A 25,135-nucleotide genomic window follows, 5' to 3' on the forward strand; every position below is an offset into this window, starting at 1 on the left:
AAACGGAAGCGCTCACGCCGGTTCGGCAGGCGCGCCACTTAGGCAAGAGTAGACGGATTGCATCGGGCGGCGGGCTTTCCCCGCAGCAGCTTTACTCGCCGGTTTGCAGATTGCTGACACCGCCCACCGGATGCCCGCCGGTGCCCCCCGCGCGGCCGCTGGCCGACGGTTGCGGCGCCGCAGCCCCGGGGGCGGGCGTGGCCGGCGCAGCTTGCGCGGCAGCCGGTGCGCCGGGCGCCGGCAACGCCTGCCCCGCCGCGAGCGGCTTCAGGTCGAACGGCTGTGGATCGGAATCGTCGACATTCATCCGCTCGCCCGCCACCGAGCCGTCCGCCGCGAACTTGCCGACCCAGTTGCCGGTGATGTGGGTGCCGTCGTTCGATTCCTCGACTTCCAGCGTATCGCCAGCGCGGTCGCCTGCGATGAGGATCACTTCGCCGCTGTCGGTGAACTGGTACTCGCCGTGCACGCCGGACGGGTCGTCGGTTTTTGCCCCGAGCCGCAGCACGATCTGGCGCTGGCCCAGCATGCCGGCATAGCGCGGGAACTTCGCGAACTCCGGGCTCGGTTTGAGCGGCAACTGGATGGGTGGCGGCGCCGCCAGTTCCTTGACCGCATCGCTCTGCGCCCAGGCCGGCGCGGGCATCAGCGCCGCCGTGCCGGCGCACAGCAACGCGGCCGCGCCGACGATCGCCAACATACGCCGCCCCGTCGGGCGCCCCGGCGTGCCTTCGACTGCGTCATTAACTGCGTCATTGACTGCGCCATTAACCGCGCCTGCCACCGCGCCGTTCACCTTTTTGAATTCCCGCATCCGTTCCGTCCTTATTGCCTGATACATGCCAACTGGCGGCTCACCCCGCGGCCGCGCAGCTTCACCGGGAAGCGTCAAATCCGCTCGAAGATCGCCGCGATGCCCTGCCCGCCGCCGATGCACATCGTCACCAGCGCGTAGCGCCCGCCGATCCGCTGCAACTCGTACAGCGCCTTGACGGTGATCAGCGCGCCGGTCGCGCCGATCGGGTGGCCGAGCGAAATGCCCGAGCCGTTCGGGTTCAGCTTCGCCGGATCGAAGCCCAGTTCCTTGCTGACCGCGCAAGCCTGCGCGGCGAACGCCTCGTTCGCCTCGATCACGTCGAGCTCGGCCACCGTCAGGCCGGCCCGTTCAAGCGCCTTGCGGGTCGCTGGTACGGGACCGATGCCCATGTACGCCGGATCGACGCCGGCATGCGCGTACGACACCAGCCGCGCCAGCGGCTTCGCGCCGCGCTGTTCGGCCACGCGGCGCTCCATCAGCACGAGCGCCGCCGCCGCATCGTTGATGCCCGACGCATTGCCGGCCGTCACCGTGCCGTTTTCCTTCGCGAACACTGGCTTGAGCTTCGAGAAGTCTTCCGCCGATGCGTTCATGCGCGCATGCTCGTCGGTGTCGAACACGACCTCGCCTTTCTTCGACGCGATCGCGATCGGCAGGATCTGTTCCTTGAAGTAGCCGTTCGTGATCGCGTTGGCCGCGCGGCGGTGTGATTCGAGCGCGAGCGCGTCCTGCGCTTCGCGCGAGATGTCATATTTACGCGCGACGTTTTCGGCGGTCACGCCCATGTGGATGGACTGGAACGGATCGTTCAGCGCGCCGACCATCATGTCGACGAGGCGCGCGTCGCCCATGCGCTGACCAAAGCGCGCGGCGGGCATCGAGTAAGGTGCCCGGCTCATGTTTTCCGCGCCGCCGCCGATCGCGATGTCCGCGTCGCCGAGCAGGATGCTTTGCGCGGCCGACACGATCGCCTGCAAGCCCGACCCGCACAACCGGTTCACGGTCAACGCGGGCGTGTGCTGCGCGACCCCACCGTTGATCGCGGCCACGCGCGCGAGGTACATGTCTTTCGGCTCGGTATGCACGACATTGCCGAACACCACGTGACCGACTTCGTCGCCCGACACACTGGCGCGCGCCAGCGCTTCGCGCACCACCCGCGCGCCGAGATCGGTCGGCGCGAAGTCCTTCAGACTGCCGCCGAATCCGCCGATTGCCGTGCGCACACCGCTTACCACCACCACGTCTCGTTGCATCGCTCGCTCCTGTGCTCGTCTCTGAAAGTCTGCAAGATGACCTTGCGTTGATGGACCGTGCCTCGCGGCGCGTGGCGTTCAGCCCGCCAGCAGCCGTTCGACGCTCGCGCGTGAAGGAATCGGCGCCACTGCGCCGTAGCCTTGCGTGGACAGCGCCGCGGCGACGTTGGCATAGCGCGCCGCCGCAAACGGATCGTCGCCCGCGACCATGCGCGCGATGAAGGCGCCGCCGAAGCAGTCGCCCGCGCCTGTCGCGTCGACCGCATTGACGGCATGGCCCGGCACGACGCGCCGCTCGTCGGGCGTCGCGATGTACGAGCCCTCCTTGCCGAGCTTCAGCGCGACCACACGCGGACCGTGTGACAACAGAAAGTCGACGATCTCGTCACGTCCGGTGAGGCCGGTGAGCTCGGTGACATCGTCCCAGCTCGGCAGACAGATGTCGGTCTGGCGAATCGCTTCGAGCATCACCGCGCGCGCACGCGCGAGCGGCCACAGCTTCAAACGCAGGTTGGTATCGAAACTCACGCGCACGCCGTTGGCGCGCGCATGGGCGATCGCTTCGAGCGCGGCGTCGCAAGCGCTCAGGCTGATCGCGAGGCTGATGCCCGACAGGTGTACGACCTGGGCCGCGGCAATGGCGTCGAGCGGCAGGTCGCGCGGCGCATAGCGGCTCGCCGCCGAACCCGCGCGCAGATAGTCGAACGCGTGACCCTCGGGACCGTGCGAAACGAAATAGACGCCGGTGGACGCCTCTCGATCGACGCGCACGAGCGACGTATCGACCTCCTCGCGCTCCCACAGATCGAGCAGCAAGCGCCCGAAATGATCCGCGCCGACCGCCGACACGAAGCCGGTCCGCGCGCCCTGCCGCGCCGCCGCGATGCAGAAGTTCGAGGTGTCGCCGCCGAAGCCTTGCAGGTAGTTTGCGTCGTTTTTGGCGGACTGGTTGAATTCGATCATTGCCTCGCCGAGCGCGAGGATCGCAGCAGGGCCGCCTTGTGCGGGGCGGCCTTCAGGCCGGGCTGCCAGGTCGGGGCTCATCGCTCAGACCTCGCCCCACAGATCGTGGCCATCGGCGCCCGTGATTTTCACCGACACGAAATCGCCGACCTTGTAGCGCCTGGACGCCTTGGCGGCCGGCGCCACGTACACGACGCCGTCGATCTCCGGCGCATCCGCCGCGGTGCGGCCAATGCCGCCGTCGGCATTGATCTCGTCGACCAGCACCTTCAGCGTCTTGCCGACCTTCTTCGCGATCCGTGTGGCCGACACCTGCTCGGCCACTTCCATGAAGCGGGCGCGCCGCTCTTCGCGCACTTCGTCCGGCAAAGCGCCGTCGAGTTCGTTCGCACTCGCGCCTTCGACCGGCGAGTACGCAAAGCAGCCGACCCGATCCAGCTCCGCCTCGCGGATGAAATCGAGCAGCGTTTGGAACTGTTCTTCTGTCTCGCCCGGAAAGCCGGCGATGAACGTGCTGCGGATCGTCAGGTCCGGGCACATCTCGCGCCATGCCTTCACGCGCTCCATCACTTTCTCGGCGTTGGCCGGCCGCTTCATGCGCTTGAGCACTTCGGGATGCGCGTGCTGGAACGGCACGTCGAGATAAGGCAGCACGTGACCCTTGAACGGCCCTTCGGCCATCATCGGGATCACTTCGTCGACGCTCGGATACGGGTACACGTAGTGCAAACGCACCCACGCGCCGTATTGCGCAGCGAGTTCGCCGAGCGCCCCGACCAGATCGGTCATGCGGGTCTTGATCGGCTTACCGTTCCAGAAGCCCGTGCGATATTTGACGTCCACACCATAAGCGCTGGTGTCCTGCGAGATCACCAGCAGTTCCTTCACGCCCGACTTGAACAGGTTTTCCGCTTCGAGCATCACCTCGGCCACCGGACGCGACACGAGGTCGCCGCGCATCGACGGGATGATGCAGAACGTGCAGCGGTGGTTGCAGCCTTCCGAAATTTTCAGGTACGCGTAATGGCGCGGCGTGAGCTTGATGCCCGCGGCGGGCACCAGATCGACGAACGGATCGTGCGGCCTGGGTAGATGCGTATGCACGTGCTGCATCACTTCACCGAGCGCGTGCGGGCCGGTCACGGCCAGCACTTTCGGATGCACCTCTTCGATCAGTCCCGAACCGCTCGCGCTCTTCTTCGCGCCGAGGCAGCCGGTGACGATCACCTTGCCGTTCTCGCTGAGCGCTTCACCGATCGCGTCGAGGCTCTCCTGCACGGCCTCGTCGATGAAGCCGCAGGTGTTGACGACCACGAGGTCAGCGCCGTCGTATGTGCCGGAAATCTCGTAGCCTTCGGCACGCAACTGGGTAATGATCTGCTCGGAATCGACGAGGGCTTTGGGGCAGCCGAGCGAAACCATGCCGATACGCGGCGAGCCGGACTGGGTGGTGCTTTGCAGCTTGGACATTGGGGAATCTTGGAATGACGGCAAAGTCGGCAGTTTACAGCTATTTGCGGTTCTCCGATCCAAAACCGGCGGGCGGAAACAGCGCCGACCGGCAAGTGGAACACGCAGAGGGCCGGGAGGCGCAGCCCGGTGTGCATTTTGATTCGTTTGGTATTGGTCTGGTGAACCCGGTGCAACGGCTCGAACGCCTCGCGGACGGCGAGCCTCGTTCGCCAAAGCCGACCGCCTGGGCTGGCTCCAGGTTGCAGGCAACCGATCTCGCTCAGTGACGGCCCGGCAGTTCCCTCACGGCGGCGCCAATCGACTCAGGGCGCCGACACAGCAAGCGGCTCGGGTTTGGCACTGACGGATTGCATCAGTCTCGACACGATTAGCCGGCGAGCCGGAACTTTTATCGCACAGTAACAGAGCGCACCAGCGACAACTACCGCAAACAGTTCCGCCACCAGCACGGTCAACCCCACGGTCGGACTCCCGGTAAGTGGCGCCGTCTGACGATCTGATTGCAGGCTATCTGCACGACGGGTGAATCAGATAGATTGAAAACGATATCTCGCCGAGAAAGACGGCGGCACGATTGCCGAACATCGCATTTCCGACCAAGCCACCCGTTGCAAGACCGGCAATGATTAGCATAACTAATAGAAGCACCAGAAATCGAAGCGAAGACGGGATGCACATCAGAATAACGAACCCGCACAACCCGAGGCACATCGCCGTGTCGCCGGCGCTCCATGTTTTGAGCACGCGGTGCAGCCCGTAACGCGCGATGAAGGTGGGGATGATCCGCAGCAGATGCCGGGACGTCGCTGGACACGGCGTCTTTCATCGGCGGCGGTTCGGGTAGCCGCTTCTGGGCAAAGCTGTGTGAACAGCCACGGGCATTGCAATGCGCCGTCATCATGGGGAGATGTCGGCCGCTTTGGGCGCGGCACGCCTTGCGCGGCTCGCCGTCACGGAAGAGAACGTTGAGCAGGCGTGTACGTCCGCGGCAACCGTCGAGCTATGCGAGCCTGACCCAGGGCACCAGAGCGTGACCGCAGAGCGGCTTGCGCGCTACCGGAGAATATACGCGGCGCTTAAGGATGAGTTTTCGCGATAGATATTCATCCGAATACAGCGGCGGGCGGATCGAACCGTTCCAGCGCGTGCGATGGCTGGCACCGGATGGATTCGCCCGATGCCAGCGCGGCTTCGATCATCCGCACAATGTCGTGCGAGTCCTGCACCCGGCGAATCGCCGCATGCAGCTCGGCCGCCTGCGGCCAGGTCCGCTGCAGATAGCTCAGCCACTTCTTGACGCGTCCGTGCTCGTGTCGCGACGAGACCCGCGCCTGCAACGTCCCCAAGTAGCCGACGATCTCGCGCAGCACGCGCTGCCATTCGCCCGCACACGGCGTCGGGTCCATCAGCCCGCGGATTCGCGACGCGAGGAACGGGTCCGATACGGCGCCGCGGCCGATCATCACGTCCGCGCAGCCACTGACGGCCCGGCACCGCTGCCAGTCGGCCACGCTCCACACTTCGCCGTTGGCGATGACCGGCACGTCCACCGCGTCGTCGATACGCGCGATCCACTCCCAGTGCGCCGGCGGCCGGTAGCCGTGGTCGCGCGTGCGCGCATGCACGACGAGCGAAGCCGCGCCGCCTTCGGCGAGCGCGACCGCACAATCGATCGCCAGCGACGTATCGGACACGCCGAGACGCATCTTCGCCGTCACGGGAATGCGGGCCGGCACCGCGCCCCGAACCGCGCACACAATCCGGTGCAGTTGCTCAGGGTCGGCGAGCAGCATCGCCCCACCGCCGTGCTGATTGACGAGCTTGGCAGGACAGCCGAAGTTCAGGTCGATACCATGAGGCGATAACGCAGCCGCGTGCCTTGCATTGCGAGCCATCCAGCCGGGATCGCTGCCGAGCAACTGGATCACCATCGGCGTGCCGCTCGGCGTGCGGCTCGCGTCGAGCACTTCCGGCGCTTCGCGCTCATAGACGCGCGCGGGCAGCAGCGAACCCGTCACGCGGACGAACTCGGACACACAGCCGTCGAAGCCGCCGATGCGAGTGAGCACGTCGCGCAACACGTAGTCGGCGAGACCTTCCATGGGGGCGAGAAACAGCCGGCTCATACGCAACGCCAGTCATGCGATTGGCCGGTCAAGGCAGGCAGGCCGATCCGGGCTTCAAAGTCGAAGCGGCCGGCGCGGTGACGGAGAACATTTGCAGCATAGGTGGGTCCGGCGTGAAGCGATGATGAGGGCGGCGATGGCGAGCGCTATGGCAGCGCTGGGCGAAAAGAAGAACCGCGAACAGGCGCCCGCAGCGCAAAGCGCTCCGGGCGCTAAGCTCGCGATTGTACCGCGCGGGCAGCGATGAACCTCGGTGACGTTACAGGAACCAAAGGGCGCGCAGGTTCCCTTGCGCCGCGAATCGTATCAGCCGTGAGGCCGCCGCGCATCTGTCTGCTGGTCCCCGGCTTGCGGCCGCAATTGGCCCGCTGCCTTACGCAATGCGAGCCTGTCTGAATCGCAGCCGAACAACGGTGGCAATGACGACGACAGCGCCTGCGCCGCCGCTCGCCGATGTCCGCCGTTACTTCTTCTCCGGTTCCGGATTCGTCTGCGGCACGCCCGGTGCGTTGCCTGCATTGACCGCCCCGCCGGGGGTGAACGGGAATGTGGCGAACATCGACTTCGCCTGGTTCTGCATCTGCTCCTGCATCTGCACGAACATGTTCTTCGACTGTTCGATATAGCTGGTCATCATGCCTTGCATCATGGGAGCCTGCATGTTCATGAACTGCGACCAGACTTCCGGATTCATCGCCTTGCCTTCATACAGATTCTTCGACTGGTCGGCGAGCTTCGCCTGAATGTCGATGAAAGCCTGGATGTTCTTTTCCAGATAGGTGCCCATCATGCCCTGCATCGCATGGCCATAGAAGCGGATGATCTGCGAGAGCATCGACGACGAGAACATCGGCAAGCCGCCGCTCTCCTCTTCGAGAATGATCTGCAACAGAATGGCGCGCGTCAGGTCCTCGTTGCTCTTCGCATCGATGACCTTGAAGTCCTCCTGATCCAACACGAGCTGTTTGACGTCCGTCAGCGTGATATACGTGCTCGTTTCGGTATCGTAAAGCCGACGGTTCGGATATTTCTTGATAAGTCGTTCGGCTGTTTTCTTTGTAGTAGTAGTCATGTAACGCCTTTGAGCGCGAGTTAAGCGCGAAAACGGCGCCGTGCCGGCTGCGCAATCGGGCCATTGCGCAGCCGGCACGCCGCCGAACTGTCCGAGCCGAAGCGCGCCGCCTTCGAAGCGGCACGCTGTGGACTCAGCCCATATGCAAGCCGCCGTTCAGCGAGAAATCAGCGCCGGTGGAGAAACCCGATTCCTCCGACGCGAGCCACGCGACGATCGAGCCGATTTCGTCCGGCCGCCCGAGGCGCCGCACCGGAATCGTCGCCACGATCTTTTCCAGCACGTCTGGCCGGATCGACTTGACCATGTCGGTCCCGATGTAGCCCGGCGACACGGTGTTTACCGTCACGCCCTTGGTGGCCACTTCCTGCGCGAGCGACATCGTGAAGCCGTGAATGCCGGCCTTCGCGGTCGAGTAGTTGGTCTGGCCGAACTGGCCTTTCTGCCCGTTCACCGACGAGATGTTGATCACGCGGCCCCAGCCACGCTCGACCATGCCGTCGATCACCTGCTTGGTGACGTTGAACAGGCTGGTCAGGTTGGTGTCGATCACCGCCGTCCAGTCTTCGTGCGTCATCTTGCGAAACACGACGTCGCGCGTGATGCCGGCGTTGTTCACCAGCACGTCGATCTCACCCACTTCGGACTTGACCTTTTCGAACGCGGCCTTGGTCGATTCCCAATCGCCGACATTGCCTTCGGATGCGATGAAATCGAAGCCCAGCGCCTTCTGCTCTTCGAGCCACTTCACGCGGCGCGGCGAGTTGGGGCCGCAGCCCGCGACCACCTTGTAACCTTCTTTATGCAGCCGCTGGCAAATGCTCGTGCCGATGCCACCCATGCCGCCCGTTACGTACGCAATTCGCTGTGTCATAAACCACACTCCATTATCGTTTTCGAGGTGCCGACCGGCCACCCCGGCCGGCCACCTCTTCCTCGCCTGTTGCCTGCTCTTCGCTACCGCCGGGCGAGCGGCCGTCGAGGCCGCTGCTCACACCACCCGCCGCCAGCCTCGATGCGGCGCGCGACAACCTGCCCGATGCCGGTTCTGCGCCGCCCGGCGACGCCGGATCGGCGGCGTGCTCAGGCGCGCTCGAGCGCCAGCGCGACACCCATCCCGCCGCCGATACACAGCGACGCCAGGCCTTTCTTCGCATCGCGCTTCTGCATTTCGTGCAGCAGCGTGACGAGAACCCGGCAACCGGATGCGCCGATCGGATGGCCGATCGCGATCGCGCCGCCGTTCACGTTGATCTTCGACGTGTCCCAGCCCATCTGCTGATTCACGGCGCACGCCTGCGCGGCGAACGCTTCGTTGATTTCCATCAGGTCCAGTTCGGCCGGCGTCCAGCCCGCGCGCTCCAGACAGCGGCGCGAAGCCGGCACCGGGCCCATGCCCATGACCTTCGGGTCCAGACCCGAGGTCGCGTAAGCCGTGACGCGCGCAAGCGGCGTGAGGCCGAGCGCCTCGGCTTTTTTCGCCGACATCACCAGCACGGCCGCCGCGCCGTCGTTCAGACCCGACGCGTTGGCCGCCGTGACCGAGCCTTCCTTCGAAAAGGCCGGCTTCAGGCCCGCCAGCGATTCAGCGGTGACGCCGTGGCGCACGAACTCGTCCGTCGCGAAGCGCAGCGGCTCGCCCTTGCGCTGCGGGATCTCGACCGGCACGATCTCGTCGTCGAAACGGCCGGACTTCTGCGCGGCTTCCGCCTTGTTCTGCGACAGTGCCGCGAACGCGTCCTGCTGCTCGCGCGTGATGCCGTATTCCTTCGCGACGTTTTCCGCCGTCACGCCCATGTGATACTGGTTGTAGACGTCCCACAGGCCGTCGACGATCATCGAGTCGATCAGCTTCGCGTCGCCCATGCGAAAGCCGTCGCGCGAGCCGGGCAGCACGTGCGGCGCGGCGCTCATGTTTTCCTGACCACCCGCCACCACGATGTCCGCATCGCCCGCAATGATCGCGTTGGCCGCGAGCATCACGGCCTTCAGACCCGAGCCGCACACCACGTTGATCGTCATGCCGGGCACGGCCGTGGGCAGGCCCGCCTTGATCAGCGCCTGGCGCGCAGGATTCTGGCCGGAGCCGGCCGTCAGCACCTGGCCCATGATCACTTCGCTCACCTGCTCCGGCTTCAGACCGGCCCGCTCCAGCACGGCACGGATCACCGTGGCGCCGAGTTCGGGCGCGGCGAGCTTCGCCAGCGATCCACCGAATTTACCTACTGCCGTACGGGCGGCCGATACGATCACTACATCAGTCATTTCGATATCCTCCGGGCACGTCGGCCGAATGCGCCGCAGCCCGTCAAGTTAAAAATTTCGTTGTTCCAACGCTCTTGCCAATCAGACGCCCACTTACCTATTGCCAACCAGTGCACTTCAAGCGCGTTCGAGCTACTCCCGTTGCCGGACGTAACGTCCCGGCGCCGGCTCGATCACCGGAAACTCCGCCGAGCCCGCCGTGGCGCGCGGCTTCACCTTCTTGCCGCCGTACTGATCGAGCCATCGGGTCCACTCAGGCCACCAGCTGCCGGGCACCTCGGTCGCGGCGCCAAACCATTCGTCGGGGCTCGCTGGCAACGACTTGACGTCGCCTTCCAGCGTCCAGTAACTGCGCTTATTCTTCGCGGGCGGATTGATCACGCCGGCAATATGGCCCGACGCGCCGAGCACGAACTTCATCGACCCGCTCAAGAGCGATGCCGACGCATACGCGGTTTGCCACGGCACGATATGGTCCTCGCGTGACCCATAGATGAAGGTCGGCACGTCGATCTTCGACAGGTCGATCGGCTCGCCGCAGGTGGTCAACGCACCGGGCTCGCGCAGACGGTTCTCCAGATACGTGTTGCGCAGATACCAGCAATACATCGGGCCCGGCAGGCTGGTCGAGTCGCTGTTCCAGTACAGCAGATCGAACGGCATCGGCGTGCGGCCCTTGAGGTAATTGTCGACGACGTAGTTCCACACCAGATCGTTCGGGCGCAGGAACGAGAACGTGTTGGCGAACTCGATGCCGCGCATCAATCCGGGCGGCACACCGTTCTTGCCGCCGATGGTCTGCTCGCGCATCTGCACATGCGCCTCGTCGACGAATATGTCGAGCACGCCGGTGTCGGAAAAGTCGAGCATTGCCGTGAGCAATGTCATTGACGCCGCCGGGTGTTGACCGCGCGCCGCGGCCACCGCCAGCGCGGTGGCGAGCATCGTGCCGCCGACGCAAAAGCCGAGCGTGTTGATCTGGTCGCGCCCGCTGATCTGGCTGACGGTGTCGATCGCGGTGAGCACGCCCTCGCCGATGTAGTCGTCCCACGTCTTGTGCGCGATCGACTGATCCGCGTTGCGCCACGAGATGAGGAACACCTGGTGGCCCGAATCGAGCGCATGCGCGACGAGTGAATTCTCCGGCTGCAGGTCGAGGATGTAGAACTTGTTGATGCACGGCGGCACGATCAACAGCGGCCGCTCGCGCACGGTCGCCGTGCGCGGCTTGTACTGGATCAGTTGCAGCAGGTCGTTCTCGAACACCACTGAGCCTTCGGTAGTGGCGAGGTTCTCGCCGACCACGAAGCGCGATTCGTCGGTCTGCGAAATCTTGCCGCGCTGCATGTCGGCGAGCAGGTTCATCACGCCTTGCCGCAGGCTGTCGCCCTTGCTCTCCAGCAAGGTCTTTTGCGCTTCCGGATTCAACGCGAAAAAGTTGCTCGGCGAAGCGGCCGCCGTCCATTGCTGGACCGCGAAGCGGATGCGCTCGCGCATCTTCGGTTCGGTGTCGAGCGCGTCGACCATCTCCTGCAGATAGCGCGCATTCAGCAAATACCACGCGGCGGTGAACGCGTAGGCCGGCGTCGCGCTCCATGCTTCGGAACTGAAGCGGCGGTCCTTGAGTTCGGGCGGCTTGGTGGCCGATGTGGCGGCCTGCTGGATCAGCTGCATCGCGTCGCGCGAATAGTCGGTCTGCAGTTTCTGCAGACGTTCAGCGGGAATCGCGGCAGCGGGTAGATTAAGACTGCCGAGCGAAGGCATGGAAGGCAGCGCCCCGGCGGTCAGTTTGGTGAAGTCCGGCATACCGGGAAACGACGGCATCTGCGGCATGGGTGGCGTCTGCGGCATCTGAAAAGGCAGGCCGGTGACGCCGGGAGGCGTGCCGAGCGAACGCCACGCGTTCATCCAGGCGTCGAAGAATTGCTGCATGCCGGGGGCGGATGTCGCGCCGCTCGCACCGGCCTGCTGCGTTTGCTCCGTCGAGGAGTCCGTGCTGGGGGAAGCTGAGGAAGATGAAGCTGCCATACCTGCTTTTGACCGGTAAGTCCTTGCGGACGGGTTGGAGAGGCAGGTTAGTGCGCACGCGCGCGATTGCTCGCGACCTCGTCACGCCCTGTCCCAAGTACGAGGAGCGAGTGAGGAACATTCTTGCTCCCCCTCGCAAGGCATGTCAATGCTTGTTCCCGATTTTGCCGCAGTGCGATAGTTTTTTAATTATCGTTTTCCCTGTGCAGCAGATCGCGCTTCTAAGCCCGTATGACGAATGCATGGCGCGGGGCGAAAAAGCGCCCCTGTTCCAGCGGCTTATGTGCGTTCCTCGGTGCGCGCGCCGACAGTTTTCGCGGCCGGTTTGCGCTAGCGCCAGCGGTTCGGCAGCGCAGCAAAAACGCGTTGTGGGTGTCGGAACAAACCCGTACACGAACTCGCATACGAGCTCCAACACTACCCGTCCGTTGCGTGCCGGCGCGTGCACCATCCACGCGTCGGACGAAGCGTGGCGATGCAGGCGCGCGCATCCTGCGACGCTGCATCGCGCCGCGCGCTGCGCTAGTCCGCGAGCGTCTGCGCCTGAGCGTCGATCCAGATCAGCGCGGCCATGCGGCCAGTCTCGCGGTCGCGCCGATAGGAATAGAAACGTTCGCGTTGCGAGACCGTGCACAGATCGCCGCCGACGATCCGCGTCACGCCCAGCGCGTGCAGACGCAAGCGCGCCAGCGCCGGCAGATCGGCGAGATACTTGCCTGGGTTGTGCGCATGTGCGACGAAGGCGTTGGCAGTGGCATCGCGTCGCGCGCCATCGACACCGTCGAGGAAGGCGTCACGCACATCGCCTCCCACTTCGAACGCATCCGGACCGATAGAAGGTCCGAGGTAGGCATGCAGTTCAGAGGGCTCGACACCGGCGAGTCGTGCGACGCGCCGCGCGGTCTCTTCGACGATGCCCGCCGCCAGCCCGCGCCAACCCGCATGCGCCGCGCCGACCGCGCGACCGGCCTCGTCGCACAACAGCACCGGCATGCAATCGGCCACCATCACCACGCATACGGTGCCGGGACGATCGGTGACGCTCGCGTCCGCCCGCGTCGGTGTGCCCTCGGCGTGCGCCCGTGCGAGCACATCCTCAGCGCGCACGACATCCGCACCGTGAACCTGCGCGAGCCACGCGGCCTCGCTGACGCCGGCGAGGCCGAGCAAGCGCTGGCGGTTTTGCGCGACCGCAGCCGGATCGTCGCCGGTTTTCAAGCCCAGGTTCAGGCCGCCGGGGTGGTCCGCTCCGGCCTGCCAACGGCCGAACGGCGGCTGACTCACACCGCCGTTGCGCGTGGTCACGAGCGCGCGCACCCGCGGCGAGACGTTCCATTCCGGTTGCACGACGTCAGCGAAACTCAGCTGTGGCAAATTCGCGCTCATGCTTGATCGTCCTTCGGGTGGTCGTCCTGATCATCGCGCGCGTCGCCGTGCTCGAGCGCGCCGTCTGCGTGCGCCTCGTCGTCCAGCGACGCTTCGTAGCTGTCCTCCTCATAGTACGTCTCGTCGAACTCGCCCGCTTCGTCGCGCCCCAGACCCAGCGCCGCAGACAGCGCGGCGATGTCTTCGGGCACATCGGCGCGCCATTGCATGGTGCGGCCGGTTTGCGGATGAATCAGCCCGAGCCGCCACGCATGCAGCGCCTGCCGCGCGAAGCCGCCGGGCAGCGGCGTGACCGAGCGCTTGCCGCGCGCGTGGCCGTAGACCGGATCGCCGAGCAGCGGATGGCCGATATGCGCGCAATGCACGCGGATCTGATGGGTGCGGCCGGTTTCCAGATCGCAGTGGATCGCCGTGACCGGCTGACGCTGCCAGATCGCCGAGTCGACGCGGCGAAAGTGCGTGCGCGCGGGTTTGCCCGCCGCGCTGGTCACGACCGCCATGCGCGTGCGCTCGCGCGGATCGCGGCCGATCGGCGCGTCGATCGTGCCGTCCTCCGGCATGTTGCCCCACACCAGCGCGAGATAGCGGCGCTTCACCGTACGCGCCTGCAACTGGCGCACGAGGTCGGTTTGCGCCTCGAGCGTGCGCGCCACGACCATCAGACCGGAGGTTTCCTTGTCGAGCCGGTGCACGATGCCCGCCCGCGGCAGCCCCGCTGCCGCGTCGCCGTAGCGGTACAGCAGGCCGTTGAGCAGGGTGCCGCTCCAGTTGCCGGCCGCCGGATGCACCACCATGCCAGCCGGCTTGTTGATGACGACCAGCGTGTCGTCCTCGTAGACGATGTCGAGCGGCACCGGCTCGGGGGTGAACGCGAGCTGCTCCGGCAGCAGATCGGGCACCAGCTCGATGGTTGCGCCCAGCGGCACGGGCTGGCGGATCTTCGCCGGCTTGCCGTCGACCCGCACCCGCTCGGCTTCGATCCAGCTTTGCAGCCGGTTGCGCGAGAACTCGGGAAACACGCGGGCGAGCACCTTGTCGAGGCGCTCGCCCGCCAGTTCGTCGGGCACCGCGACGCTGCGCGGACTCTCGTCCGCGACCGGGCTCGCCACCGTCGGCACCCTGGCCGGCGCCGCCGCGGCAAGCGCATCGCCGGCGAGATCGTCGTCGAGGGAATCGAGGCCCAACGCGTCGGAGGGGTCGGCGCTTACGCTATAATCTTCGTTGCTATTCCCGGCACCTGTTGCAGCGCCTGGAGTATTTGAGCGGGTCATTGAGTCTGGGTCACCTGGACGTAAAGCTAGACTGGAAAATGCGAGCCTTGAACACCATCACTGAAGCGGCGCTCAATTTGGCGGCCATCAAGAAGGCGGCCCGGAAAGTGGCCGGATACATTGCATGCGCCGCGGCCGTCGCCGTCGTTGCGGCTTGCCACGGCCTGCCGGAGAAGACCGACGAAACGGCAACATGGAATAACAACAAATTATATACGGAGGCGAACGACGCCCTGACCGGTGGTGATTTCGGCAAGTGCGCGAAGTACTTCGAAATGCTCGAAGGCCGCGACCCGTTCGGCCATTTCGCGCAGCAGGCGCAGATCAACGTCGCGTACTGCAACTGGAAAGACAACGAAAATGCCGCCGCCGATCAGGCAATCGACCGTTTCATCCGGCTGCACCCGGATCATCCGGACATCGCTTACGCGTACTACCTGAAGGGCATGATCCACTTCAACGACGACCTCGGTCTGTTCGGCCGCTTCTCCGGCCAGGACATGAGCGAGCGCGATCCGAAGTCGCTGCGCGAGTCGTATGACGCGTTCAAGGTCGTGGTCGACCGCTACCCGAAAAGCAAGTACGCGCCGGACGCTGCACAGCGCATGCGCTACATCGTGAACGCGCTGGCGTCGCACGAAGTCCACGCGGCCGACTACTACTACCGCCGTGGCGCTTATGTCGCCGCGATCAACCGCGCGCAGCTGGCGTTGCGCGAGTACAAGAACGCACCGGCTATCGAAGACGCACTGCACATCATGATGCTGTCGTACCAGAAGCTGAACCAGCCGCAACTGGCCGAGGACACCAAGCGCGTGCTGGCCGGCACCTTCCCGGACAGCCCGTACATCACGGGGCGCGCACGGCCGGGCACGGAGAAATCCTGGTGGCAGTTCTAACGCCCGCCATGCACTGATCACCCGCTGCAAACAGAAACGCCACGACCTCGGTCGTGGCGTTTCTGTTTGCGCGCAGCCTCGCGCCGATCGACCCAGCCTCAGTCGCGCTCGAACAACGCGATCGACTCGACATGCGACGTATGCGGGAACATGTTGACCACACCCGCGCCGACCAGCCGATACCCGGCCTCGTGCACGAGCACGCCTGCATCGCGGGCGAGCGTCGAGGGATTGCACGACACGTAGACGATACGACCGGGCAGCGGTCCGTTGCCGCTTTGCGCGATGTCCGCGAGCGCCTGCGCGACGGCCAGCGCCCCCTCGCGCGGCGGATCGACGAGGAATTTGTCGAAGTGGCCGAGCGCGCGCATGTCGTCGGCGGTGACTTCGAACAGATTGCGGCACGCGAACGACGTATGCCCCGCCACACCGTTCAATCCGGCGTTGGCGAGTGCGCGCGAAGTCAGCGCCTCGCTGCCTTCGATGCCCACCACTTCCTGCGCGATCCGCGCAAGCGGCAGCGTGAAGTTGCCGATTCCGCAAAAGAGATCGAGCACACGATCGGTGCGCGCCGGCGCCAGCAAGCGCAAGGCGCGGCTCACCAGCACGCGGTTGATTGCGTGATTGACCTGGGTGAAGTCAGTCGGCTTGAACGGCATGCGGATGCCGTATTCCGGCAGCGTGTAGTCGAGCTCCACGTCGAGCGGATAGAACGGCGCGACCGTGTCCGGGCCGCCTGGCTGCAGCCAGAACTGCACGTTGTGCTCGTCGGCAAAATCGCGCAGCACCTGTTCGTCGGCGGCGGTGATCGGATCGAGGTTGCGCACCACCAGCGCCGTCACCGACGAACCCACCGCCAGTTCGAGCTGCGGCATGCGATCGTAGATGGACAGCTTGCGGATCATGAAGCGCAGCGGCATCAGCATCGCCGACACGTGCGCGGGCAGCACCTCGCAGGTCTTCATGTCGGCGATGTAGCTGCTTTTCTTCTCGTGAAAGCCGACGCGCATACCGCCCTTCTCCGGCAGATAGCGCACGGCGAGGCGCGCACGATAGCGATAACGCCACGCCGGCCCGTGAATCGGCCGGAACACCGTCTCGGGGCGCAGCCTGGCCAGATGTTGCAGGTTGTCCTCGAGCACGCGCTGCTTGACGGCGACCTGCGCGCGCACGTCCAGATGCTGCATTGAACAGCCGCCGCAGACATCGAAGTAGCTGCACTTCGGCTCGGTGCGCATCACGCTTTCGCGCAACACCTGGACGACCTCGGCCTGTTCGAATTTCGGCTTGCTGCGATGCGTCGAATAGCTGACGCGCTCGCCCGGCAATGCGCCTTCGACGAACACCACCTTACCGGGCGTGCCGTCTTCGCTTTCGATGCGGCCGACGCCGCGCGCTTCCATATCGAGCGAAACGATTTCGACGACCGGCTCATTGCCGGTGATGACGAGCGCTGGCGCCGCCGCGGGCGCCCTGTGGAATTTCGAAGGGCGCTTCGACGAGCGACGGTGGGGGGCAGTTCGGGACACCTGCGACTTCCTGACAAACTTGGGGAAAGGCGAGATTGTAGACGAAGCACCGCGCTCGCCGAGCATTGGCGCCCCACAGCAGCCTGCTACCGACGCTCGATCAGCCGGCGCTCGAGCCGGCCGGCGCCAAGCTATTGCTCGAACGCGGCCAGATACTCGGCCCATTGCGGCGCGATTTCCAGCGCCAGCGCATTCTTGACCAAGTTGATCTCATCAGCATACTCCGCCGCCGAAAAGGCGCCGCGAATCAGCTGAAAACGGCAATACAGCAGGTAGGTATTGACGACGTCGGTCTCACAGTAATTGCGGATTTCCTCGATGCGGCCTTGCTGGTAAGCCTGCCAGACCTGGCTGCCGTCCATGCCCATCTTGCCGGGAAAGCCGCACATCCTGGCGAGCGCGTCGAGGGGCGCGTTGGCGCGCGCCTGATACATTGCAAGCACGTCCATCAGATCGGTGTGGCGCGCGTGGTAACGACTGATGTAGTTGTTCCACTTGAACTCGCGGTCGTCCTCGCCGAGGTCCCAGAAGCGGCTCGCGGGAATGCCGTTGACGAGCGCCCGGTAGTTCAGCACCGGCAAATCGAAACCGCCGCCGTTCCACGACACGAGCTGCGGCGTGTACTTCTCGATCACGCGATAGAACGACTGCACGAGCGCCGTCTCGCTGTCTTCCAGCGTGCCCAGCGAGCGCACCCGGAAGCCGTTGTTGTCACGGAACACGCATGAAATCGCGGCGATGCGTTGCAGGTGATGCGGCAGAAAATCGCCACCGGTCTTTTCCCGGCGCGCGGCGAACGCGTGCTCGGCGACTTCGGCGTCGCTCATCGTGGCAGGCAAACCTTCCAGGCGGCGAATGCCGGCGACATCGGGAATCGTCTCGATGTCGAATACAAGAATCGGTGTCATCAGGTCAGAGAACGGCGTCCTTGCGAACACCATTGGAGGCGAAGAAGCGCTTCAGTCGCACCAGCGCTTCCTGTTGGATCTGGCGCACACGCTCGCGCGTGAGGCCCATTTCGTCGGCCAGCTCTTCGAGCGTGGCCGGTTCGATGTGGTTCAGCCCGAAGCGGCGCTCGATCACATGCCGATGCTTGTCCGACAGCCGTGCGAGCCACGCGCGTGTCAGCGTTTCCAGTTCGCGATGCTGCACTTCCGCATCCGGCGACTGGCTCTGATCGTCAGACAGCAGATCGAGCAGGCTGCTCGCCGGGTCGAGGTCGAGCGGCGCGTCGAGCGATGCGGTGTGCTCGTTCAGCGCAAGAATGTCGGTGACTTCGTCGGTGGTCTTGCCGGTTAAATAGGCGATGTCGTCGATGCTGGCGTCGCGGCGCTCCGCCGCTTCACCGGAATTCATCGAGTTCTTTTCGAGATGCCGCTTCGCGCGCAACACCTGGTTGAGCTCACGAATCACGTGCACCGGCAGGCGCACGGTGCGCGCCTGGTTCATGATTGCGCGCTCGATGCTCTGGCGGATCCACCAGGTGGCATAAGTCGAAAAGCGGAAACCGCGCGTGGGATCGAATTTTTCGATCGCGTGCATGAGGCCGAGGTTGCCCTCTTCGATCAGATCGAGCAGCGGCACGCCGCGATTCAGATAACCCTTGGCGATGCTGACCACGAGCCGCAGATTGCGCTCGATCATCACCTGGCGCGCATCGAACTCACCGGCCTTGGCAAGACGCGAATACTTTTGCTCTTCTTCGACCGTGAGAAGCGGCTTCACGCTGATGCGATTCAGATAATGCTGAATCGTGTCGGCCGTCAGCTCCGCTTGCAGCAGTGCGCGAAAGTCGTCCGCGTCCGGCACGGCTTCGGTCGCGACTTCGCGAACGTCGCCGACTTCGTCTGCGCCCTGGCGTTCGTCGAGATCCTGTTCTTCAGCGATCTCTTCTTCGACTTCCGAAGCGCCGCGCTCGTCCACTGCAGCGGACGAAACCTGGCTGATCGTTTCAGACTCGGCTTGCGGCAGGCGGCGCTTCGATTTCGGCATGGTCGTATCGCTTATTGCGGCGGCAAGTACTTCAGTGGGTCGACAGGTTTACCCTGACGGCGAACTTCGAAATGCAACATCACACGGTCGGCATCGCTATTGCCCATCTCAGCGATCTTCTGCCCCTTCGTTACCGCGTCTCCCTCTTTTACCATCAAAGCGCGGTTGTGTGCATACGCGGTGAGATAAGTTGCATCATGCTTGATGATAATGAGATTGCCGTAACCACGCAGCCCATTTCCGGCATAGACGACGCGGCCATCTGCGGAAGCCTTCACCGGATCGCCCATGGCGCCGCCGATGTTGACGCCCTTGTTGCTCGAATCGTTGAACGTGCCGAGCAGCGGTCCGTGCACCGGCCACGAGAACGCGATGTTACCGGACGCGCCCGCTGCCGACTCGCCCGCGGCGCCGGCAGCGGGCGGCGGCAGCGCCGCGCTGTTGTTGGCGGCCGCGCCGTACAGCGGCGGCGCCGCGACACCGGCAGCCGCGCCCGCCGACGACGGCGCGCTCCCGAGCGGCGCGCTTTGCACCGCGCCGGCGCTGCCGAGCGGCGCGGTGGCAACGCCCGGCGTCAGCCCAGCCGTATTGGCACCCGGCGGTACGACGCGCAGCAACTGGTTCACTTCGATCTGATTCGGGTTGGTGAGATTATTCCACGCCGAAATATCGCGATAGTTCTGGCCGTTCTCCAATGCGATGCGATACAGCGTGTCACCCGGCTTCACGCGATAGTAGCCCGGCGGCGGCGGCCCTAACGGCACCGACGGCTGGGCTGCCTGCGTACTGAGCGCGCCGCCGCCGGAAAGATCGACGACGGGCGCCTGATCGAGCCGGGATGCACAGGCCGTCATCAACAGGGACAAGGCGAGCACGCACGCGCTAGGCTGCGTTACGGTGATTGGGATATTCAGGCTGGTTCTCTGCATCGCGCGCAACATACTCATCGGTGTCAAATCACTCCGGATTTTAAGGGTACAAAGAAAACGCGATCAAGCCGCGACTCGCGCCATTGCGCGGGCCCGACGCGCTCGACCAGCGTCAGCACCTGATTCTGGCCGTCCTGCGAGCCGACCGGCGCAACCAGACGGCCGCCGATCGCGAGTTGTTCAAGTAGTGCATGCGGCACGTCGAGTCCGGCCGCCGCGATCAGGATCGCGTCGAACGGTGCCGCCGACGGCAGACCGAGGCGGCCATCGCCGTAGTGCAGCCGGATGTTCGGAATGCGCAGCGGCCGCAGGTTGATCTTCGCGCGTTCGGACAAGGGCTTGATACGCTCGATCGAATAGACCTCGCGCGCGACCTGGCTTAGCACCGCCGCCTGATAGCCGCAGCCGGTGCCGATCTCCAGCACGTTGCCAAGCGCGCGGCCGGCCGCCGCCAGTTCGATCATCCGTGCGACCACCGAGGGCTTCGAGATGGTCTGGTGATGGCCGATGGGCAGCGCAGCATCTTCGTAGGCCTGGGCGGCGAGACCGGGGTCGACGAACATGTGGCGCGGTACCACCGACATCGCGTTCAAGACCCGCTGGTCGGTCACGCCGTTCGCACGCAGGCGTTCGACCATGCGTTCGCGAACCCGTTCGGAAGTCAACGCCAACGCGCCGCTCAACGCGACGTTCGGCGCGCCCGTGCGTTCGCTCGAACGTGCGGATGAGGTGGATTGCACGGCACCGCGCGCCGGCGCGCCAGACCCGGAAGTCGACGGCCTGGGCGGTGCTTTGACCGACTGCGGCTGCGGCTTCGCTTGCGGCTGTGTCAGCGACGGCGCGGCCTGCGGCTTCGGCGGCGTGATGGCTTGCGGCTTCGCCTGGAGGTTCGTTTGAGGCTTTGCTTGCGGATTCGCCTGGACTACGGTCTGCGCGCTGCCTGGCGCTCGCGACGGCGGCTTGCCAGCGGCCGCGCCGGGCGCATACCTGGCCGGCTGTTGACGCACATTGAGCGCCGCGCTGGCGGCCAGCGCTGCGGCCCGCACTTCGCCCGGACGACCTTCGGGCCGGCGCGGTTCGCGCACCAGGTCCTCGAGGCCGAGCGGAAAGCGCTTGGCGCGCTCGCTGGTCATGAAGCGCCGCTGCTGGCGCGCACCCAGTCGCGCGCCGCGGGCAGCATTTGCGTGTGGGTCAGATCGAGCTGCAGCGGCGTGATCGACACGCGGCCGTTGGCGACCGCATGGAAGTCCGTGCCTTCGCTCGCGTCGCGCGCGCTGCCCGCCGGACCGATCCAGTAGATCGGCTCGCCGCGAGGGTTGGTCTGGCGGATCACCGGCTGCGACGGATGCCGCTTGCCGAGCCGCGTAATCTGCCAGCCGCCCATCTGTTCGTACGGCAGGTTCGGAATATTGACGTTGAGCAACGGATGGCCCGGTAGCGGCTGCTCGAGATAATGCTTGACGATTTCCGTGGCGACTCGCACCGCGTCTTCGAGATGCGTCCAGTCTTTGTCGACCAGTGAGAACGCGATGGCCGGCACGCCGAACATGATGCCTTCAGTGGCGGCCGCGACGGTACCCGAATAGAGCGTATCTTCGCCCATGTTCTGACCGTTGTTGATGCCCGACACGACCAGGTCCGGTGTATGGTCGAGCATGCCGGTCAGCGCGATGTGCACGGAGTCGGTGGGCGTGCCGTTCACGTAGTAAAAGCCGTTGGCCGAGCGCAGGACCGAGAGCGGCCGCGACAGCGTCAGGGAATTCGACGCGCCGCTGCAATTCTGTTCCGGGGCCATCACGGTGACGTCGGCGATCGGCTTGAGCGCTTCGTGAAGCGCGGCAAGGCCTGGCGCCAGATAACCGTCGTCATTGCTGAGTAGGATTCGCATGCGGCGATTGTAACCGAGGAAAGATGGCACGCGAACGTCACCGCGACCGTGCATGCGCAGCATGCGAGGCGCGCGTGTGAAGTCGATGATGGCGCGGCGCGGGCCGCTGACGGTTGCTGCGTTGCGTGGACGCTGCGCCGCTGTCACGCGGCCGTCATGCTGCTGTGGTGGGGCTGTCGTGCTGCTGTGGTATGGCTGCCGCCTCTCGCCCTGCTGCCATACGATTGTCACGTAGTTGTTCTCGCGTCGTTGCCGCGCCGCGGCCGAAAACATGTCCAAACGTGCCGCACCAGACAAACGCACGACCGTACGGATTATTTTAGACTCCGAAACGCCTGCTCACCTCATCGATACGGAAGACACTATGCGCGCAATTCGCTGTAATCAATACGGGCCGCCGGAGAGCCTGGTCATCGAAAATCTGCCGGAACTCGAAGCGCCACCCGGCCACGTGGTGATCGACGTCAAAGCCGCGGCCGTCAACTTCCCCGACGTGCTGATCATCGAGAACAAATACCAGTTCAAGCCGCCGCTGCCCTTCACGCCCGGCTCCGAAGTCGCCGGGGTGGTGCGCGCGGTCGGCGCCGGCGTCACCCAGTTCGCGACCGGCTCGCGCGTGGTCGCGTTCACGGGTTCGGGCGGCTTTGCGGAGCAGGCGCTGGTGCCGGTCACGGCCTGCGTGGCGCTTGCCGACGGCGTCGAGTTCGAACTGGCTGCGGCGTTCACGCTCGCTTATGGGACCTCGCATCACGCGGTGGTCGATCGCGGCGCAGTGCAGGCCGGCGAGACGATGCTGGTGCTGGGGGCGGCCGGCGGCGTCGGATTGGCCGCCGTCGAGATCGGCAAGGCGTTAGGCGCGCGCGTGATCGCGGCGGCGTCGAGCGACGAGAAGCTCGCCGCCTGCATCGCGCACGGCGCCGACGCCACCATCAACTACAGCACCCAGGATCTGCGCGAACGCATCAAAGCGCTCACCGACGGCAAAGGCCCGGACGTCATCTTCGATCCGGTCGGCGGCGTGTATGCCGAGCCCGCGTTTCGCAGCATCGGCTGGCGCGGACGTTATCTGGTCGTCGGTTTTGCGAACGGCGAGATTCCGAAGTTGCCGCTCAATCTGATGCTGCTCAAGGGCGCGAGTGTGGTCGGCGTTTTCTGGGGCGATTTCGCCAAGCGCGAGCCAGAGCGCAATCACGCCGCCTTCCAGCAGATGACCACGTGGATCAGTGAAGGCAAGCTCAAGCCCTATGTGTCCGCGCGCTATTCGCTGGAGGACACTGGCCGCGCATTGCGCGATATGGCCGAGCGTCGCGTGATCGGCAAGGTGGTGGTTACACCGTAGGCGGGGCGTACTCGATCACTGGCTGCGTGCCGCTCGATCGAGCGGCACGCAAAGGCAAAACGGCGCGCGGTCGATTAGACCGCACGCCGTCCTTCTGTCGAGCACCCGCACTTGCGCGCGCCTACAGTTTTTCGGTGTCCCCGGTCTTGGGCTGCCATTTCATCAAGCGCCGCTCGCCGATGCCGACAATCGCGTCGAGCACGAGCGCAAATGCGGTCAACACCAGAATCCCGGCGAACACCGTGTCGATGTCGAAGGTACCCTCGGCCTGCAGAATCAGATAGCCGACGCCGCGCGCCGAGCCGAGGTACTCGCCTACCACCGATCCGACGAAGGCCAGCCCCACCGACGTATGCAAGCTGGAAAACACCCAGCTCATCGCACTGGGCAAATACACGAAACGCAGCAGTTGCTTGCGGTTCGCACCGAGCATTCGCGCGTTCGCGAGCACGACGGGGCTCACTTCCTTCACGCCCTGATAGACGTTGAAGAACACGATGAAGAACACCAGCGTTACACCCAACGCCACCTTCGACCAGATACCGAGGCCGAACCACACGCCGAAGATCGGCGCGAGAATCACGCGCGGCATCGAGTTGGCCGCTTTCACATAAGGATCGAACAATGCGCTCGCGAGCGGCGCAAGCGCGAGCCACAACCCGACGCCAAGCCCCAGCGCCGTGCCGAGCACGAACGCAAGCACCGTCTCGACCAGCGTGACCCACAGATGCAGATAGATCTCGCCGCCCGCGAACCATTCCCAGATCCGCTGCAGCACCTTCTGCGGCTCGCCGAAGAAGAACGCCGCCTTATTCGGATCGTCGAAATAAAAGGCCGGCAGCAGTGTCGGACTCGTGAGCACGTACCAGAGCACGAAGCACAGCACGAGCAGCAGCCATTGCCAGATCACCAGATTCGCCCGGCTTGGGCGTAACGTCTTCCACATGACTCGGTTTGCCTTGGACGATTGGATCGACGCGGTTACACCGCGCTCAGTTGCTGCTGGTAGCCTTTGAGTACTTCGTCGCGCAGCACGCTCCAGATCTGCGCATGCAATTCGACGAAGCGCGGATGCGCGCGAATTTCGGCGACGTCGCGCGGACGCGGCAAGTCGATCGTGAATTCGCCCATCGGGTGCGTGCCCGGTCCGGCCGATAACACCACCACGCGATCGGACATCGCGATGGCTTCGTCGAGATCGTGCGTGATGAACAGCACCGCCTTGCGTTTGGCGGCCCACAGGTCCAGCAATTCGTTTTCCATCAGCTGACGCGTCTGGATATCGAGCGCCGAGAACGGCTCGTCCATCAGGATGATGTCGGGGTCGAGAATCAGCGTCTGCGCCATGGCGACGCGCTTGCGCATGCCGCCCGACAGTTGATGCGGATAACGGTCGCCGAACCCGCCGAGGCCGACCCGCTTGAGCCACTCGTCGGCTTTGACGCGCGCTTCGGCGGCCGGGACGCCGTGAAACGCGAGACCGGCGATCACGTTGTCGAGCGCCGAGCGCCACGGCATCAACGCGTCGGCCTGGAACATGTAGCCGGCGCGCCGGTTGATGCCCTCGAGCGGCGCGCCGAACACGCTGACCGTGCCCGAGGACGGTGCGAGCAAGCCCGCACCGATGTTCAGCAGCGTGGATTTACCGCAGCCGGTCGGGCCGACCACCGACACGAACTCGCCAGGCGCAATGCGCAGCGTGGTGTCCTTGACCGCCGTATAGCGCTGCGCGCGGTTATCGCGCGCAGCGAACGTGCAGGTGATGTTTTCGAGCGCCAGAGCGGCAACGGTCATCGTTCGGCTCGCTTCTTCCAGATCGGTTTCGGGTAGGTGATGTCGTCGCGGCGGGTATGGCCGACGCACGGCCAGCATAGCGGCACTTGCCTGGCGCTTCGGATTCGC

General features: G+C 65.0%; 22 protein-coding genes and 1 pseudogene. 4 read left to right on the top strand and 19 right to left on the bottom strand.

Going from position 1 to position 25,135, the window contains the following annotated elements; translation table 11 throughout:
- Positions 1-91: 91 nt before the first annotated feature.
- From ABQJ48_RS02690 to rimO, 4 genes are all read right to left on the bottom strand, one after another.
- Entirely contained in the window at positions 92-700 is a 609-nt protein-coding gene (locus tag ABQJ48_RS02690; RefSeq protein ID WP_367835986.1) for a hypothetical protein, read from the bottom strand.
- A 188-nt stretch (positions 701-888) separates the two neighbouring features.
- Positions 889-2,073, bottom strand: a complete 1,185-nt coding sequence (gene bktB, locus ABQJ48_RS02695) for a beta-ketothiolase BktB (RefSeq protein WP_367835766.1) — start codon at positions 2,071-2,073, stop codon at positions 889-891.
- Positions 2,074-2,151: 78 nt separating this feature from the next.
- Positions 2,152-3,117: a sugar kinase gene (locus tag ABQJ48_RS02700; protein WP_367835767.1), complete on the bottom strand. Its 966-nt coding sequence runs from the start codon at positions 3,115-3,117 to the stop codon at positions 2,152-2,154.
- A 3-nt stretch (positions 3,118-3,120) separates the two neighbouring features.
- Positions 3,121-4,506 carry a 30S ribosomal protein S12 methylthiotransferase RimO gene (rimO, locus tag ABQJ48_RS02705; protein WP_367835768.1) on the bottom strand — a complete coding sequence of 462 codons (1,386 nt, stop codon included), beginning with the start codon at positions 4,504-4,506 and terminating at the stop codon, positions 3,121-3,123.
- 14 nt (positions 4,507-4,520) lie between these two features.
- Here rimO and ABQJ48_RS02710 point away from each other — a divergent pair, with 14 nt between their 5' ends.
- Together ABQJ48_RS02710 and ABQJ48_RS37790 are read left to right on the top strand one after the other, a co-directional pair.
- A complete protein-coding gene (locus tag ABQJ48_RS02710) occupies positions 4,521-4,775 on the top strand; it encodes a hypothetical protein (RefSeq protein WP_367835770.1) in 255 nt (84 codons plus the stop codon).
- Positions 4,776-5,303: 528 nt separating this feature from the next.
- Positions 5,304-5,608 (top strand): annotated as a pseudogene (locus ABQJ48_RS37790) (xylulokinase); the annotation flags it as partial.
- 4 nt (positions 5,609-5,612) lie between these two features.
- Here ABQJ48_RS37790 and ABQJ48_RS02715 read toward each other — a convergent pair.
- The 7 genes from ABQJ48_RS02715 to ABQJ48_RS02745 all read right to left on the bottom strand — a co-directional run bounded on the left by ABQJ48_RS02715 (position 5,613) and on the right by ABQJ48_RS02745 (position 14,657).
- Entirely contained in the window at positions 5,613-6,635 is a 1,023-nt protein-coding gene (locus ABQJ48_RS02715; RefSeq protein ID WP_367835772.1) for a tRNA dihydrouridine synthase, read from the bottom strand.
- 463 nt (positions 6,636-7,098) lie between these two features.
- A complete protein-coding gene (phaR, locus tag ABQJ48_RS02720) occupies positions 7,099-7,707 on the bottom strand; it encodes a polyhydroxyalkanoate synthesis repressor PhaR (protein WP_367835774.1) in 609 nt (202 codons plus the stop codon).
- 133 nt (positions 7,708-7,840) lie between these two features.
- The gene (locus ABQJ48_RS02725; protein WP_367835775.1) at positions 7,841-8,581 is read right to left on the bottom strand and encodes a 3-ketoacyl-ACP reductase; all 741 of its coding nucleotides are present in this window, start codon (positions 8,579-8,581) and stop codon (positions 7,841-7,843) included.
- A gap of 209 nt (positions 8,582-8,790) precedes the next feature.
- Positions 8,791-9,972, bottom strand: coding sequence for an acetyl-CoA C-acetyltransferase (locus ABQJ48_RS02730; protein ID WP_367835776.1), 1,182 nt, complete (start codon positions 9,970-9,972; stop codon positions 8,791-8,793).
- A 132-nt stretch (positions 9,973-10,104) separates the two neighbouring features.
- The gene (phaC, locus tag ABQJ48_RS02735; protein WP_367835988.1) at positions 10,105-11,904 is read right to left on the bottom strand and encodes a class I poly(R)-hydroxyalkanoic acid synthase; all 1,800 of its coding nucleotides are present in this window, start codon (positions 11,902-11,904) and stop codon (positions 10,105-10,107) included.
- 618 nt (positions 11,905-12,522) lie between these two features.
- The gene (pgeF, locus tag ABQJ48_RS02740) at positions 12,523-13,386 is read right to left on the bottom strand and encodes a peptidoglycan editing factor PgeF (RefSeq protein ID WP_367835778.1); all 864 of its coding nucleotides are present in this window, start codon (positions 13,384-13,386) and stop codon (positions 12,523-12,525) included.
- On the bottom strand, positions 13,383-14,657 hold the full coding sequence (locus tag ABQJ48_RS02745; RefSeq protein ID WP_367835779.1) for an RluA family pseudouridine synthase: 1,275 nt from the start codon (positions 14,655-14,657) through the stop codon (positions 13,383-13,385). Before ABQJ48_RS02745 ends, pgeF begins: the two co-directional genes overlap by 4 nt.
- A 38-nt stretch (positions 14,658-14,695) precedes the next feature.
- Between ABQJ48_RS02745 and ABQJ48_RS02750 the strand changes: the two genes are divergently transcribed.
- Positions 14,696-15,556 (top strand): outer membrane protein assembly factor BamD, encoded by an 861-nt coding sequence (locus ABQJ48_RS02750; protein ID WP_367835781.1) that lies wholly within the window; start codon positions 14,696-14,698, stop codon positions 15,554-15,556.
- A gap of 98 nt (positions 15,557-15,654) precedes the next feature.
- Here ABQJ48_RS02750 and rlmD read toward each other — a convergent pair whose 3' ends face one another.
- From rlmD to surE, 6 genes are all read right to left on the bottom strand, one after another.
- Complete coding sequence (rlmD, locus tag ABQJ48_RS02755; protein ID WP_367835782.1) at positions 15,655-17,085, bottom strand: 23S rRNA (uracil(1939)-C(5))-methyltransferase RlmD; 1,431 nt, start codon at positions 17,083-17,085, stop codon at positions 15,655-15,657.
- Positions 17,086-17,216: 131 nt separating this feature from the next.
- The gene (locus tag ABQJ48_RS02760) at positions 17,217-17,993 is read right to left on the bottom strand and encodes a 3'-5' exonuclease (RefSeq protein ID WP_367835784.1); all 777 of its coding nucleotides are present in this window, start codon (positions 17,991-17,993) and stop codon (positions 17,217-17,219) included.
- A 4-nt stretch (positions 17,994-17,997) separates the two neighbouring features.
- Entirely contained in the window at positions 17,998-19,077 is a 1,080-nt protein-coding gene (gene rpoS, locus ABQJ48_RS02765) for an RNA polymerase sigma factor RpoS (protein ID WP_367835785.1), read from the bottom strand.
- Between the two features lie 11 nt (positions 19,078-19,088).
- On the bottom strand, positions 19,089-20,024 hold the full coding sequence (locus ABQJ48_RS02770) for a peptidoglycan DD-metalloendopeptidase family protein (RefSeq protein ID WP_367835786.1): 936 nt from the start codon (positions 20,022-20,024) through the stop codon (positions 19,089-19,091).
- A gap of 5 nt (positions 20,025-20,029) precedes the next feature.
- Complete coding sequence (locus ABQJ48_RS02775) at positions 20,030-21,139, bottom strand: protein-L-isoaspartate(D-aspartate) O-methyltransferase (RefSeq protein WP_367835788.1); 1,110 nt, start codon at positions 21,137-21,139, stop codon at positions 20,030-20,032.
- Positions 21,136-21,894 (bottom strand): 5'/3'-nucleotidase SurE, encoded by a 759-nt coding sequence (gene surE / locus ABQJ48_RS02780; protein WP_367835789.1) that lies wholly within the window; start codon positions 21,892-21,894, stop codon positions 21,136-21,138. Before surE ends, ABQJ48_RS02775 begins: the two co-directional genes overlap by 4 nt.
- Positions 21,895-22,258: 364 nt before the next feature.
- On the opposite strand from surE, the gene ABQJ48_RS02785 reads away from it, so the two are divergent.
- Positions 22,259-23,233 (top strand): NADPH:quinone oxidoreductase family protein, encoded by a 975-nt coding sequence (locus tag ABQJ48_RS02785; RefSeq protein WP_367835791.1) that lies wholly within the window; start codon positions 22,259-22,261, stop codon positions 23,231-23,233.
- A gap of 121 nt (positions 23,234-23,354) precedes the next feature.
- On the opposite strand, the gene ABQJ48_RS02790 is transcribed toward ABQJ48_RS02785, so the two are convergent.
- Entirely contained in the window at positions 23,355-24,179 is an 825-nt protein-coding gene (locus ABQJ48_RS02790) for an ABC transporter permease (RefSeq protein ID WP_367835792.1), read from the bottom strand.
- A 35-nt stretch (positions 24,180-24,214) separates the two neighbouring features.
- Complete coding sequence (locus ABQJ48_RS02795) at positions 24,215-25,027, bottom strand: ABC transporter ATP-binding protein (RefSeq protein ID WP_367835793.1); 813 nt, start codon at positions 25,025-25,027, stop codon at positions 24,215-24,217.
- Between the last annotated feature and the right edge of the window lie 108 nt (positions 25,028-25,135).

The sequence above is a fragment of the Paraburkholderia suaedae genome (assembly GCF_040812055.1).
GTDB lineage: Bacteria > Pseudomonadota > Gammaproteobacteria > Burkholderiales > Burkholderiaceae > Paraburkholderia.

Coding starts and splice junctions, on each gene's coding strand:
- ABQJ48_RS02730 (WP_367835776.1), bottom strand. CDS start 9,972: ATGACTGATGTAGTGATCGTATCGGCCGCCCGTACGGCAGTAGGTAAA.
- pgeF (WP_367835778.1), bottom strand. CDS start 13,386: ATGAGCGCGAATTTGCCACAGCTGAGTTTCGCTGACGTCGTGCAACCG.
- rimO (WP_367835768.1), bottom strand. CDS start 4,506: ATGTCCAAGCTGCAAAGCACCACCCAGTCCGGCTCGCCGCGTATCGGC.
- ABQJ48_RS02760 (WP_367835784.1), bottom strand. CDS start 17,993: ATGACACCGATTCTTGTATTCGACATCGAGACGATTCCCGATGTCGCC.
- surE (WP_367835789.1), bottom strand. CDS start 21,894: ATGCGAATCCTACTCAGCAATGACGACGGTTATCTGGCGCCAGGCCTT.
- ABQJ48_RS02700 (WP_367835767.1), bottom strand. CDS start 3,117: ATGAGCCCCGACCTGGCAGCCCGGCCTGAAGGCCGCCCCGCACAAGGC.
- ABQJ48_RS02750 (WP_367835781.1), top strand. CDS start 14,696: ATGCGAGCCTTGAACACCATCACTGAAGCGGCGCTCAATTTGGCGGCC.
- bktB (WP_367835766.1), bottom strand. CDS start 2,073: ATGCAACGAGACGTGGTGGTGGTAAGCGGTGTGCGCACGGCAATCGGC.
- ABQJ48_RS02795 (WP_367835793.1), bottom strand. CDS start 25,027: ATGACCGTTGCCGCTCTGGCGCTCGAAAACATCACCTGCACGTTCGCT.
- ABQJ48_RS02725 (WP_367835775.1), bottom strand. CDS start 8,581: ATGACACAGCGAATTGCGTACGTAACGGGCGGCATGGGTGGCATCGGC.
- ABQJ48_RS02710 (WP_367835770.1), top strand. CDS start 4,521: ATGACGGCAAAGTCGGCAGTTTACAGCTATTTGCGGTTCTCCGATCCA.
- ABQJ48_RS02785 (WP_367835791.1), top strand. CDS start 22,259: ATGCGCGCAATTCGCTGTAATCAATACGGGCCGCCGGAGAGCCTGGTC.
- ABQJ48_RS02775 (WP_367835788.1), bottom strand. CDS start 21,139: ATGACCAGCGAGCGCGCCAAGCGCTTTCCGCTCGGCCTCGAGGACCTG.
- phaR (WP_367835774.1), bottom strand. CDS start 7,707: ATGACTACTACTACAAAGAAAACAGCCGAACGACTTATCAAGAAATAT.
- rpoS (WP_367835785.1), bottom strand. CDS start 19,077: ATGCCGAAATCGAAGCGCCGCCTGCCGCAAGCCGAGTCTGAAACGATC.
- phaC (WP_367835988.1), bottom strand. CDS start 11,904: ATGCAGCAATTCTTCGACGCCTGGATGAACGCGTGGCGTTCGCTCGGC.
- ABQJ48_RS02690 (WP_367835986.1), bottom strand. CDS start 700: ATGTTGGCGATCGTCGGCGCGGCCGCGTTGCTGTGCGCCGGCACGGCG.
- ABQJ48_RS02790 (WP_367835792.1), bottom strand. CDS start 24,179: ATGTGGAAGACGTTACGCCCAAGCCGGGCGAATCTGGTGATCTGGCAA.
- ABQJ48_RS02715 (WP_367835772.1), bottom strand. CDS start 6,635: ATGAGCCGGCTGTTTCTCGCCCCCATGGAAGGTCTCGCCGACTACGTG.
- ABQJ48_RS02770 (WP_367835786.1), bottom strand. CDS start 20,024: ATGAGTATGTTGCGCGCGATGCAGAGAACCAGCCTGAATATCCCAATC.
- ABQJ48_RS02745 (WP_367835779.1), bottom strand. CDS start 14,657: ATGACCCGCTCAAATACTCCAGGCGCTGCAACAGGTGCCGGGAATAGC.